This is a genomic window from Thermobacillus composti KWC4 (assembly GCF_000227705.2).
Taxonomy (GTDB): domain Bacteria; phylum Bacillota; class Bacilli; order Paenibacillales; family Paenibacillaceae; genus Thermobacillus; species Thermobacillus xylanilyticus.
In genome coordinates, this window is record NC_019897.1 from 2,941,464 (window position 1) to 2,953,402 (window position 11,939).

An 11,939-nucleotide genomic window follows, 5' to 3' on the forward strand; every position below is an offset into this window, starting at 1 on the left:
ATCGCGATGCGCACTCGACACAAAAACACGGCAAACGCGGCGCTGCTGCTGCTCTGCGTCGCGCAGCTGATGGTGCTGCTGGACGCCTCCATCGTGCAGATCGCGCTTCCTTCCATCCAGCAGGAGTTCGGCGCCGCGTCGGGCCGGCTGCAATGGATCACGACGGCGTACACGCTCTGTTTCGGCGGATTTCTGCTTGTCGGGAGCCGGCTGGGGGATCGGTTCGGCCGGCGGCGGACGCTGGCCGCGGGGGCGTGGCTGTTCGCCCTGGCATCCGCGGCGGCCGGGTTCGCGCCCGCCTTCGGGGGGCTGATCGCGGCGAGGGCGCTGCAGGGACTCAGCGCGGCGCTCATTGCGCCGATGGTGTTCGTGTTTGTCGCGGCGCTCTTCCCGGAGGGGCCGCCCCGCAACCGGGCGATGGGAATTCTCAGCTCCGTGTCGGCGGTCGGGTTCGTCACCGGGCTCATTCTCGGCGGAACGCTGACCGAATGGTTCGGATGGCGGGCCGTGTTCTTCCTCACGGTGCTGACCGGCCTGCTCGTCGCGGCCGCGCTGCCGATCCTGCCGGCCGATCGGGCCGGCGACCGGCGGCCGCTCGACCTTGCGGGCGCGATGGCGGCGACGCTGGGCATCGGCTGTCTGGTGCTCGCGCTGTCCGAAGGCGGAACGATGCGGGATGCGTATTGGACCGTCCTGCTGCTGGCCTTGTCCGTCCTGCTGCTTGCGCTGTTCGTCCGGATCGAGCGCGCGGCGGCGCATCCGCTGCTGCCGCTGAACCTGCTGTACGGGCAGGCTTTCTCCGGAGCGGCGGTTGCGGCGTTCCTGTTCGGCAGCGTGATCGGCCCGTCGATTTTCATGCTGACGCTGTACATGCAGCAGGCGATGGCATTCGAGCCGCTCCGGGCCGCCGCCGCTTTCCTCCCCCAGGAGCTGACCGTCATTCTTGCGGCCAATCTGGCCGGAAGATGGATTTCCCGCTTCGGGACAAGGCCGGTCCTGCTGGCGGGAGCCACGGCTTTCGCGCTCGGGAGCTGGCGGCTGTCGCAGCTTGCGGCGCAGGATGCGTATCTTGCCCATATCCTGCCGGGAACCGTGCTGATCGGCATCGGGGTCGGCTGTATCATGGTCGGCTCCTCCGTCGCCATGACGAACGGTCTTGCCCGCGATGACCAGGGAGCCGCCGCCGGCCTGTGGAATGTCGCGCCGCAGATCGGCGCCTCCGTCAGTCTGGCGATGCTGGTGTCCGCGGCCGATTGGTTTTCCCGCGGGCAGCTGCTCCACGCCCCGCAATCCCCGGAGGCGCTGGCCGGCTACCGTGCCGCGTTCGCCGCGCTGCTCATCTATACGGTGATCATCGGCACGGGAATCTGGCTGCTGCTGCGCCGCCCCGCCCCGGCCTGCCGGGATCGGGCGGCGGGTTCGCGGAGCATGGAGTAGCGAATGTCATCCCGGCGGCTTCCTGTATTTCTTCGGCGCCCTGCTCAAATACGCGTCTTCGAGCACGCCGGCGATCTCGTCCCATTCCGCGCCGCGGTCCAGCCGCAGGCCGATCCAGCCGAGATGGCCGACATATGGCGGAACGAAGTAAAGGTCCGGGTTCGACTCCGTCAGCACGGACTGCATGCCCGGCGGGGCGGAACACCAGAGCGCGATCCGTCCGTCTCCATGGTGGTTGACCCGGTATTGCGCGAAACATTTTTTGCCGTCGATGAAGAAAGCCGGCGCCCCGTGGCTGATCCGCTCGCTCGTCCCCGGAAGGGACAGGCAGCGCGACCGGATCCGGTGGAACAATTCCTCCCTATCCATGCCAATCCCGCCTTTATCCGTGTATTGTCAGGCTTGCGCTCCCGCTCCGGCATGGCGCGCATGCGCCCGCAGGTAATCGTCGAGCCGGTCGGCCGGACGCCGCACCGGACCGCCGTGGCACACTTCCATATGCGCCGGCTTGAGCTCCCGCACAATCAGGCTGCTCTCCAGCGCCTGCGCCTTGTCGAACGTGAAGAGCGGGAAGTGGAGCCGCCCGCGCTTCGCGTTGAACAGGTCGCCGGCCAGCAGCACGTCGTCCTGCACGTGATGGTAGACGACATGGCCCGGCGCGTGGCCGGGCGTCCAGTACGGATTCAGCCCGCCGATCGGTTCGAGCCGGCCGCCCGCGCCTTCGGGAAGCGGCCGGGGCAGCCCGCCCGGCAAATATTGCGCCGCCTTCCTGCGGCCCGGGTAAGGCGCTTCCCCCGTCGCAAACGGGATCTCCAGCCGGTGCGCATAGACCGGCACGCCCGGCCATTCCTGCAGCAGCCGCTTGACCGCGCCCACGTGATCGGAGTGGCCGTGCGTCAGCACGATCCGCTTCAGCGGCCCGATTCCGAGGGAGCGGATCGCGGCGTTGATCCCCTTCGCCATCTTCGGAATGCCGGCGTCGACCAACGTGACGCCGTCCTCCTCCTTCACGAGCCATACCGTGATCGGGAAGACAAGCCAAGTATGGACGCTCCAGATATGTTCCGATACCCTGGTCACGTTCATCCCCCATTGCCTCCTTCTTCGATAATGGCATTGAAACCGATCAGCAGCGCCCGGAACGCGTCGCGGAACGTCGGGCCCAGCCTCGCCATCAGCTCATCCAGCGACTCGGGCGAATGCCGGTACGTCCCGACAATGCCGTATGCCATGTAGAACATGATGCGCGTGCATGCCAGCAGCCGTTCCTCGCCGGTTCCGGGCGGCAGGCAGCCCCGCATCGCCTGCATCAGCATGCCGAACAGTTCGTTCCGCAGACGGTTCATCTCCAGCTTCGGGTCCTTCTCGTCCACCCGCTCCGCTCCGACATTGAAGATCACGTCGTACAGGTTCCGGTGCGACAGGCAGAACCGGATCCAGGTCATGCACATGCCGTTCAATTGCGCTTCCGGGGCCGCGTCGTTCGCGAGAATGCCCGCGAGCTCCTCCCGCAGTTCCTGCAATGGAGGCACGGAAATATGCTGCAGCAGCGTTTCCTTGTCGGTGAAATAGAGGTAGATCGCGGTGTGGGAGCAGCCCGCCCGCGCCGCGATCTCCCGCATCGTGACCGCTTCGAACCCCCGCTCGGCGAACAATTCCGCCGCCGCCGCGATGATGTTCCGTTTCGTCCGTTCCGCCCGCGACTGATGTTGTTTCCGCATGGCCGCCACCTTATAACCATTGGTTAGTTTTTGTTGATTCAAATATAACCATTGGTTAGTTTTTTGTCAACAACAACTTGGAAGCAATAAAAAAACGACCCCAGACATCGGCTGAGGTCGCCTGCCCGCAGATCGTCATCCTTTCACCGCGCCGGCCGCGATGCCTTTGACGATATGTTTCTGCATGAGCAGGAAGAAGATGAAGATCGGGATCAGCGTGATCACCGTAAGCGTCATGAACATCGGCCATTGGACGTTGAATTCGCCCTTCGCCTTGTAGATCTGCAGGACGAGCGTCGACTTGGAGGACGAGTTCAGGAACAGCATGGGCGCCAGAAAGTCATTCCAGATCCACATCGTCTCGAAGATGACGCTCGTAATCGTAATCGGCTTGAGCAGCGGCAGGATGATTCGCCAGAAGATGCCCCATATGCTGCAGCCGTCGATCACGGCGGCCTCGGACAAATCCCGCGGGATCGTCTTCATGTAGCCCGTCATCAGGAAGAAGACAAACACCGATCCGCTCGTATACAGCATGACGAGGCCGTAGAGCTTGTCGATCAAGCGCAGGTCGGTCATCAATTGAAAGAGCGGGATGAGCGTCGCCTGGAACGGAATCATGAATCCCGCAAGCAGATACAGCATCGCGAGCCGCGTAATCCGGTTCGAGTTGAACACGACGGGGTACGCGCCCATGGCGCCGATCAGCACGATCAGCACGACGGAGAACAAGGTGACGGTCAGCGTGTTGCCGAAGCTTCGCAGCACCGCCGTTCCCTCGAACACTTCGATATAATTTGTAAAAATCCACTTCGACGGCAGGGCGATCGGGTTCTTGGCCGTCTCCTGCATCGTCTTGAACGTGTTGATGATGATCAGGTAGAACGGGAAGAACGCGACGATTCCCGCAGGGAGCATCAGGAGATCGAGCAGCCAGTTTTTTTTGTTGGATTCCGTCATTGCAAATGCTGCTCCCTTCGCTGCATGATCGTGACCTGGAAGACGGCGATCGAAAGCACGATCAGGAAGAATACGATGGACATCGCCGACGCAAGGCCGTACTGGGTTTCCGTGATCCCCCGAAGCACGATGACCTGGGTGATCGTGTACGTCTCGTAGCCCGGCCCGCCCTTGGTCAAGGCGAACGGAATTTCGAATACTTTGAGCCCGCCCGTGAGCAGCAGCATGACGCTGATCGTCATGGCGGGCGCAAGCAGCGGCAGCGTAATGTGGCGCACCTGCTGCAGCCGGCTCGCGCCGTCGATCGCGGCCGCCTCGTAATATTCTTTCGGGATCGATTGCAGGAACGCCAGATACAGAATGGCATGCCACCCGGTGATCGCCCACGTCGCCACGACGACCGTGGACAGCTTGGCGAGCAGCGGATCCGCCAGCCAGGGCTGCGGCCCGATGCCGAACACTTCCCGCAGAATCGTGTTCATCACGCCCGATCCGATCGGCGCCAGAATGAATCCCCAGATGTAGGCCAGCAGCAGTCCGCTCGGGATCGAGGGGAAGAAGAAGACGGCGCGATGCAGATTCCGGGTCAGAAATTTCCGGTCCAGAATCATGGCGAGCGGAATCGCCAGCACCGTCACGAGCAGCGCCTTGGCGAACGTGAAGAACAGTGTGAACGAGATCGCGGACAGCAGGGCGTCATCGGCGAAGATCCGCATATAATTTTTCAACCCGACGAAATCATAGACTTTCGAATAGCCGTCGAAATTCGTAAAGCTCAGGAAGAACGCCTTGAGCAGCGGGTAAATCGTAAACAGGGAGTAAACGACCAAGATCGGTACCAGGAACACCAGGTACTGCGCTTGGCGGACGATTCGGGTCATAAACAGCCTCCTCAATGGTCTGCGCTACATGACCGTTGCGCTTCGCAAGCAACGATCGTGATGAAAAAGAGGGTAGTAGGTGATCCTATACCCTCTCTACAGGACTCGCGATTTATTTATTTTCCATTTCCTGAAGCTTCTTATCGAGCAGCTCGACCGCCTCTTCCGGCGTAATCTTGTTCATCGCCATATCCTGAATGGCAATCAGGAACTGGTTGCGGAGCGCTTCCTGATGCCGCGCCCACGACACCATCGGCAAGTAGATCCGGCCCGCCATCAATCCGTCGTTGTAGGCCGGCAGATACGCCGGATGCACGTTGGTGGTGTAGCCGTGCGCCGTAATGATGCCGCCCGTTCCTTCTTCGAATTGCCGGAGTCCCTCTTCCGTGCTGAGATATTCGAGGAACAGCAGCGCTTCTTCCTTGTGCTTCGTCTTGCTGTTGATGGCGAAGCCTACGCCGGGCGCCCCGTTGTAATACTTGTTGCCCGGCTCCTTGCCCGGAATCGGCATAATTTCAAACTCGATGTCCGGGTTGGTCGCCTCGATGGTGCTGATGTTCCACGGACCGCCGGGAACCATCGCGACGTTGCCGAGGGAGAACTCGTTCATCACCTGCTCGCTCGTCAAACCGATCATGTCGGGGGTCAAAATTTCATTGTCGATCAAATCTTCCTTCCACATCTTCAGCACTTCCGTCCAGCCTTCCGCGAACGTCGTCTCCCCGTTGAACAGCTTCTCGTCGAAATCGGGATCCTTCGTCAACACGTTCGCGCCGAACATGGCGGAATGAATGATCGTAATGTCATGCATCCGGTCGTACAGCGGACGGATGCCGGCTTCTTTCAGCTTCAGGCAGATCTCGACGAATTCGTCCCATGTCTCCGGCAATTTCTCGATGCCGGCCTGTTCGAACAGCTGCTTGTTGTAGAACAGTCCGCCGGCCCATCCCGTCTGCGTGAAGCCGTACGTCCTGCCGTTCTTGCTCAGCATCGGTTTGTTGCTGTCCAGCATGACGGACATGAACGGCTGGTCGGTCAGATCCATCGCGAATCCGCCGTCGATGATCTCGTTGCGGTTCTCCGCGGCGATGATGAAAATATCCGGCGCCGTATCCGACAGCAGCATCGTCTGCAGCTTCGCAATATAATCGGTGACCGGCGGCGCGAACGAGAAGTCGAACGAAATATGGGGATATTTCGCCTTGAACCCGTCAAGGACCGGCTTCATCTCCTGTTCATTGTTCCACGACAGAATGCTGAGCGTAACCGGTTTCGGCGCATCGGCGTCTTTGGACTCGCCGCCGCTCGTCCCGCCGTTCGTGCCTTTATTGCCGCTTTGACCGCATGCCGTCAGCACGAGTGCAGCACACAGAATGACCATCAATGGCCATGTCAATCTTTTGATCATGCTTAAGCATCCCCCTGTCCGTTGTTTTGTAAGCACTTTCAATTTCTACATGTTGAAGTATAATGGAGCCTGCTCCGAATCGGAATTCAAAATCTTGCGGGTCGAGTTGTCAATTGTTGCGCTTTCGGACGCTCAGCGGGCTTCGGCATGTCTGCGGCGGTACTCCTTGGGCGTTATGCCGTAAAACTTTTTGAACGCGCGGCTGAAATGGCTTTCGTCCAAAAATCCGGTCCGCTCCGCGATGAGGCTGTTCTTCCATTCCGTACCGGCGAGCAGTTCGGCGGCTTTCTCCATCCGCACTTTCATGACATATGACCAATAATTGACGCCGAACTCCTTCTTGAACATCCGGCACAACTGGTATTTGTCGATCCGGAATCGATCCGCGACGGACTGCAAGGTCAGGTCTTCGTGAAAGCTGCCGTCGATATGCTTTTTGATCCGCCTGATCGTATCCTGGAGCCTGGAGCCCGTCTCGGCGGGCGCCGCCGCGGCCCGGGCGCTCTCCGCGATCAGCTGCGGCAGAACCGCGGCATCCTGGGCGACCGAGCTGATCCCGATCGGCGGCGGCGAGCCGCATGGCGCATCCGGAAGCTGAAGAAGAGACTCGATGAACTCCCGCAGCATGCCGCCTGACAATGGATCCTTTCCGCCGACCAGGACCACGCTTCCATGTTTGCTTTTGCCGGCAATCGCGCATTTGAATGAACCGGCGGCCTGTTCCTTAAGCCAGCGGGCATAATGGCCGTCCGTCGCACCGTCTGCGCAAGTGATCACGGCGAATCGGTCGATCCCGAGGTAATCGAACCCCTTGCGAATCGTCTGCAGCGCTTCGGCCTCCATCTCCCCGGTATACAGCATCCGGTCGAGCTCGGCGCCGATCGTCTGCCGGAAGGCCGCTTCGGACTCCCGGATCAACTCCTCGAGCGCGTTTCGAAGCTGCACGGCGTCGACCGGTTTCAGCAAGTAACGGGAGACCTGAAGATGAATCGCGTCCCTCGCATATTCGAATTCGTCATAAGCGCTCAGGATGATCGTTTTCGGCGAATGGCCGGACTGCCTGACCCGCTTGAGCGATTCGATCCCGTTCAAGATCGGCATATGGATGTCCAGGATCAGGATATCCGGATGGAATGCCGCGACCTTGGCGGCCGCTTCCTCACCGTCGTAGGCATGCTGCACCTCCGTAAATCCCATCGCGCCCCAGTCCATGACCTTGTCCAGATATCGGTGGAGCGAAATTTGATCGTCCGCAATCAGCAGTTTCATGTCGCAACCTCCCTGACATTCAAACTTTCGGCAGCACGACGTAAACGGCCGTAAACGCTCCGGGTTTGCTTCGGATCCGCAATCCGTAATCCGGTCCGAATTTCAATCGGATCCGCTGGTTGACGTTGTAAAGGCCGATGTGTTCCGGCCTGTGGTCCGGGTCATCGAGCTGCGCCCTCAACATTCGGAGTTGCTGCCGGGTCATGCCTTTGCCGTTGTCCCGGATGGCGACCAGAATCCCTTTCTTGACCGATACGGCGCCGATCCGCACGCGGGCTGACACCGGATTTTCCCCGAAACCGTGAAGCACGACGTTTTCGATGATCGGCTGGAGAATCAACTTGATCGTTCGGTGTTTCAAAATCTCCTGGTCCGGGATGCGGTACTCGATATCGATCCGGTTGTCATACTTTTTGTTCAGGATGTACAGGTAATCTTTGACGTTCTGAATTTCCCGCCCCAGTTCGACCATTTCTTCCGATTGCTTCATGGAATACCGCAGCAAGCTGCTCAGCGAGAGCACCAGATGATTCGATTCCTCCGTGCTGCCGCATACGATCTCGGTCTGCAAGAGCTGCAGCGTATTGAACAGAAAGTGCGGATTGATCTGCGATTGCAGCGTTTTCAATTCGGCATCTTTGCGCGCAAGTTCCGATTGGTAGTTTTGTCTGACCAGCGTCTGGATCCGGAGGACCAGTTCCTTGAACTTGCCGCCAATCACATTCAGCTCGCGGTATTTGTAATGGTTCGAAATGACATAGACGCTCTCTTCGCCGATTTTGTCCAGTGCGGAGAGCAGCCGCCCGAACGGCCGGGAGATGCGCACGGTGATCACGATGGAAATTAGCAGGTTGAGCAGCAGACAGAGATAAATAAACCCGAACAGATTGGATTTCAGCGAATCCGCCTGCCCGCGGATCACGGACATCGGGATCGTCGACACCATCTTCCACCCCTTGACGGTTGTCGGGTGGAAAGTCACCAATGTCTCCCGGCCGTCAATATCCGTGATGAAGCTGCCGGACTCTTCGGCATGGATCCGCTCGATGCCCTTGAATGCCAAGCGGGTGCCGATGGCTTCGGCATCTTTGTGCACGATGATGGTCCGCCGGCTGTCGATCATGAACACGGACTGATTGTTCTGATTGGCGGTCAACTCGAACATGCCGCTGACCTTGTTCAAATCAAGATTGGCGATGACCGCGCCGATCGGCTTGCGGGTGTGATCGTTGACGGGCAGGGCGATCGAGAGCGTAGGCTGATCGTATTTCGAAATGTATTTCTCCATGTAATAGTCCTGCTTGTGGAGCCCGAGCGGGATGAAGCCCCTGTTCGGAATCCCCGACACCGCCTGCCGGAACCAGTCCTGTTCGGTGAACGGATAATTCCAGCGCAGGGTAATCCGGCCGTCCAGGTTGTTCACATAGCCGTTTTCGCCCAGGATCAGGATGTCGCTGATGAACGATTGCAGCGATGTCACACCGAAGGCGACATCCGCAAGATTCCGCTCATGCTGAATGCGGCCTTCGACATCCAATTGTCTGCCCGGATTCATCAACGCCCTGACGGAATAATGGCCCGCGAGAATCACCAGCGGACGCGTCGCCTCTTCAAGATTGAAGCTCAACCCTCTTGCCGCTTGTTCCATGATCTTGTAGCTGGATTGCGTCAATTCCTCGGTAAGGCTCGCCGTGGAATCGCGGATGGACAGCAGCCCGAGAAGGAGCAGCAGCAAGATGTTCACGGTCAAAAAGGAGAACATCATCGTCCGGATGATCGATTTGCCCTTCAGGTAACGCCTCAGCACATCCATGATCCTTGACATCGTCCATGCTCCCCCCGGTCAACAAGCCGAGGACAATCCATTCAGCTTGTTTTATATTGTAAAACCAAGTTTATAAATATTGATAAAAAATTGGACCCCGCCGCATTTAATCATCATTTTCGTCAGTGTACCGCATGATCGTCAAGACTTTTTATTTTGCCCGGCGGCATGATTGCATGAAAAAGCGGCATGCTCTCCATGAAGCAAGCATGCCGCTCGTTGCATCACGCGATGATTTACGAACGAATTTGATCATGAACCGGCAGCTCCACCTTTTCACACGATGCCGTTTTCGATTCGTTTTGCAGAATGAAATAGTAATGGCCGTCTTCGGGAATGTTGCCCGTCTGTTCCGCCGTGCTCAGATGGCTTGCTTCCGGAACGGCCGTTGGTTCCCGCCATTTCCGGCTCACCCGTTCAAACAGCGCATCGAACGGAGACTCCGCCGTATTCGGGACGATGCCCGGCGCCAACGGGATGAAAAGTTTCAACAACAGGTACAGGATGGACGCCGCGACCGACATCAGGAGCAAAGCATAACAGAAATCATTCATGCCGGCCTCTCTGCTCTTGCAATCGTTTCATCAATGCTTCAATATCTTCCTTCGTCAGATCTCCGCTGTCGCACAGCGTGTTGATCAAGCCGAACACGGAACCCCGATGAAAACCGTTTGGTTTCGAGATTCAGGTATTCCTGTTCGGTCAAACAAGCCTCATAGTGATTCGCCCTTCCTGCCCTTGTCGCTTTGACCATGCCCTTTTCCATCAAACGCGCCAAAAACGTAATGACGGTGTTTTGCTTCCATGCCTTGTCTTCCGGCAGTCTGGTCAAGATTTCAGCCGTCGTTACCGGGCGGGCACAGGACCAAATGATGTCCATAATTTGTTTCTCGGCTTCGGACATTTTCTGCAGTTTTTCCATTGTCGCCCTCCTTTTCCATTGTAGGTAAAATTAAATCTACATGATGTAGTTTTATTGGTCAACACCATCAAAACGTCAAGAAGATCGCCACGATCCTGGCCAAGAAGACAGGATAAAGCGATCTTCTTTCATTCCATGTTCCAATAAAGCCCTTAAAATCACTCAAGTCGCAAACCATTCCTTGAAGGCTTGGAAAGCAATAAAGCTTAATATCCACGTGCGCGAACCTTGACATTCATTTCGGATCCGTCAGTTGTATATACACCGTCATCCTCGGCGCGAGCCTTCAAGCCGGCCGTGGAACTGTACCGGCAGGCGGCGAAGCAGGCCGGCCATGATCCGGCCGCCCTGTCCGTCGCGACGACCCCGATGCTGTACGCGGCGGAGAATTCCGGCCGTCCGCAAGTATACGGCAACGGCTCCGGCTTCCGGGAACGCGCCGGACGGCGCCGCCCTCCGTCAACGGAACGCCAGCCGGGCGAAATTGTACGCGCCGTGGTTCCACACGCCGAAATCGTGCACGCCGCCGGGAATGACGACCTGGCGGAGGCCGCCGAGCTTGTCCCCCGCGGCTTCCGCAAGGCCTTCGATCGCATCGTTATACACCGGGAAGGAAATCTCGTCCCGGTCGCCGCAGGTCATGTACAGCAGATCCAGCCGGAACGCCGAGGACCCGAGACTTTCGCCCAGCACGCGTCCGCCGCTCGACGTCGGCGCGTTCGAGAACGCGCCGGCGTACGCGAACAGATCGGTCATGCCCGGCGCGCGCACCGTCGTGTCCAGCCCGTTCCGCCAGTTGTGCCGGTTCTCCGTGTACGCCACCGAATCGCACCGCCAGCCGCCGATGACCAGGTTCAGCACCTGCATGCCGCCCATGGACAGGCCGGCGATCGCCCGATGCCGGCGGCTTGCGGAGATTCCCGCAGACGACGTATCCGCGATGTCTGCGTATGTCCGGTATTTCGATTCGATGAACGGGATGAGGTCGTACCGCAGTTCGTAGTCGAAATAATAGAAGCCGAGCAGGTTCGTACCCTCGGCGTTGAAGGACCGGTCGGCGTAATCATGGGCGCTGCGCCCGTTGGGGAACACGGCGATAAGCGGCTCGATCTCGCCTTCCGCGATCAGATGGTCCAGCAGATTGCAGATGGCATGCCGACCGTCCGCCTCGCCGCTGCCCCGCAGCCATTCATATTCATCACCGCCCACGCCGTGAAGCAGATACAGGACGTTATAGCGCCGACCGGGCTCCCGGTCGTAGCCGGCGGGCAGATAGACGTTGCATGTCTTGACAATGGCCTCGCCCCGCACCGTCTCCCTGCCCGCTTCCGCCGCGTCGGCCAGCCCGTCCGTCACGAGCTGCCGGGACGCATTGATATAGTTTCGCACCGGATACGAAACTTCCTTCAACGTGCCCTGATGTTCCTTCGCAGCCGCCCGCAGCGCGCCTGCCGGAATATCCATCACTTGCCTGACTTCCATGCCTGTCCTCCATTCACTCCATATTGACCGCGCC

General features: G+C 59.0%; 12 protein-coding genes. 1 reads left to right on the plus strand and 11 read right to left on the minus strand.

Going from position 1 to position 11,939, the window contains the following annotated elements; all coding sequences use genetic code 11:
- Window positions 1-6 precede the first annotated feature (6 nt).
- Entirely contained in the window at window positions 7-1,437 is a 1,431-nt protein-coding gene (locus THECO_RS13670; RefSeq protein WP_157373578.1) for an MFS transporter, read from the plus strand.
- 6 nt (window positions 1,438-1,443) lie between these two features.
- Here the strand turns inward: THECO_RS13670 and THECO_RS13675 are convergent, their stop codons facing one another.
- The 11 genes from THECO_RS13675 to THECO_RS13725 form a co-directional block, all read right to left on the minus strand.
- On the minus strand, window positions 1,444-1,806 hold the full coding sequence (locus tag THECO_RS13675) for an MmcQ/YjbR family DNA-binding protein (RefSeq protein ID WP_015255645.1): 363 nt from the start codon (window positions 1,804-1,806) through the stop codon (window positions 1,444-1,446).
- A gap of 27 nt (window positions 1,807-1,833) precedes the next feature.
- Window positions 1,834-2,523, minus strand: coding sequence for an MBL fold metallo-hydrolase (locus THECO_RS13680; RefSeq protein ID WP_015255646.1), 690 nt, complete (start codon window positions 2,521-2,523; stop codon window positions 1,834-1,836).
- Window positions 2,520-3,158 (minus strand): TetR/AcrR family transcriptional regulator, encoded by a 639-nt coding sequence (locus THECO_RS13685; RefSeq protein ID WP_015255647.1) that lies wholly within the window; start codon window positions 3,156-3,158, stop codon window positions 2,520-2,522. Before THECO_RS13685 ends, THECO_RS13680 begins: the two co-directional genes overlap by 4 nt.
- Window positions 3,159-3,293: 135 nt before the next feature.
- A complete protein-coding gene (locus tag THECO_RS13690) occupies window positions 3,294-4,118 on the minus strand; it encodes a carbohydrate ABC transporter permease (protein WP_015255648.1) in 825 nt (274 codons plus the stop codon).
- On the minus strand, window positions 4,115-4,999 hold the full coding sequence (locus THECO_RS13695; RefSeq protein ID WP_015255649.1) for a carbohydrate ABC transporter permease: 885 nt from the start codon (window positions 4,997-4,999) through the stop codon (window positions 4,115-4,117). Before THECO_RS13695 ends, THECO_RS13690 begins: the two co-directional genes overlap by 4 nt.
- Before the next feature lie 112 nt (window positions 5,000-5,111).
- A complete protein-coding gene (locus THECO_RS13700) occupies window positions 5,112-6,407 on the minus strand; it encodes an ABC transporter substrate-binding protein (RefSeq protein WP_015255650.1) in 1,296 nt (431 codons plus the stop codon).
- 132 nt (window positions 6,408-6,539) lie between these two features.
- Window positions 6,540-7,676 carry a response regulator transcription factor gene (locus tag THECO_RS13705; protein ID WP_015255651.1) on the minus strand — a complete coding sequence of 379 codons (1,137 nt, stop codon included), beginning with the start codon at window positions 7,674-7,676 and terminating at the stop codon, window positions 6,540-6,542.
- Between the two features lie 19 nt (window positions 7,677-7,695).
- Complete coding sequence (locus tag THECO_RS13710; RefSeq protein ID WP_015255652.1) at window positions 7,696-9,501, minus strand: cache domain-containing sensor histidine kinase; 1,806 nt, start codon at window positions 9,499-9,501, stop codon at window positions 7,696-7,698.
- Window positions 9,502-9,737: 236 nt separating this feature from the next.
- Window positions 9,738-10,055 carry a hypothetical protein gene (locus THECO_RS13715; protein WP_015255653.1) on the minus strand — a complete coding sequence of 106 codons (318 nt, stop codon included), beginning with the start codon at window positions 10,053-10,055 and terminating at the stop codon, window positions 9,738-9,740.
- A gap of 38 nt (window positions 10,056-10,093) precedes the next feature.
- Window positions 10,094-10,423, minus strand: coding sequence for a BlaI/MecI/CopY family transcriptional regulator (locus tag THECO_RS13720; protein WP_015255654.1), 330 nt, complete (start codon window positions 10,421-10,423; stop codon window positions 10,094-10,096).
- A gap of 459 nt (window positions 10,424-10,882) precedes the next feature.
- On the minus strand, window positions 10,883-11,905 hold the full coding sequence (locus THECO_RS13725; RefSeq protein WP_015255655.1) for an alpha/beta hydrolase: 1,023 nt from the start codon (window positions 11,903-11,905) through the stop codon (window positions 10,883-10,885).
- Window positions 11,906-11,939: the final 34 nt, after the last annotated feature.

Bases quoted from the DNA above. Each gene is read 5' to 3' on its own strand.
- THECO_RS13670 (WP_157373578.1), top strand. From the start codon at position 7: ATGCGCACTCGACACAAAAACACGGCAAACGCGGCGCTGCTGCTGCTC.
- THECO_RS13675 (WP_015255645.1), bottom strand. From the start codon at position 1,806: ATGGATAGGGAGGAATTGTTCCACCGGATCCGGTCGCGCTGCCTGTCC.
- THECO_RS13680 (WP_015255646.1), bottom strand. From the start codon at position 2,523: ATGAACGTGACCAGGGTATCGGAACATATCTGGAGCGTCCATACTTGG.
- THECO_RS13685 (WP_015255647.1), bottom strand. From the start codon at position 3,158: ATGCGGAAACAACATCAGTCGCGGGCGGAACGGACGAAACGGAACATC.
- THECO_RS13690 (WP_015255648.1), bottom strand. From the start codon at position 4,118: ATGACGGAATCCAACAAAAAAAACTGGCTGCTCGATCTCCTGATGCTC.
- THECO_RS13695 (WP_015255649.1), bottom strand. From the start codon at position 4,999: ATGACCCGAATCGTCCGCCAAGCGCAGTACCTGGTGTTCCTGGTACCG.
- THECO_RS13700 (WP_015255650.1), bottom strand. From the start codon at position 6,407: ATGATCAAAAGATTGACATGGCCATTGATGGTCATTCTGTGTGCTGCA.
- THECO_RS13705 (WP_015255651.1), bottom strand. From the start codon at position 7,676: ATGAAACTGCTGATTGCGGACGATCAAATTTCGCTCCACCGATATCTG.
- THECO_RS13710 (WP_015255652.1), bottom strand. From the start codon at position 9,501: ATGTCAAGGATCATGGATGTGCTGAGGCGTTACCTGAAGGGCAAATCG.
- THECO_RS13715 (WP_015255653.1), bottom strand. From the start codon at position 10,055: ATGAATGATTTCTGTTATGCTTTGCTCCTGATGTCGGTCGCGGCGTCC.
- THECO_RS13720 (WP_015255654.1), bottom strand. From the start codon at position 10,423: ATGGAAAAACTGCAGAAAATGTCCGAAGCCGAGAAACAAATTATGGAC.
- THECO_RS13725 (WP_015255655.1), bottom strand. From the start codon at position 11,905: ATGGAAGTCAGGCAAGTGATGGATATTCCGGCAGGCGCGCTGCGGGCG.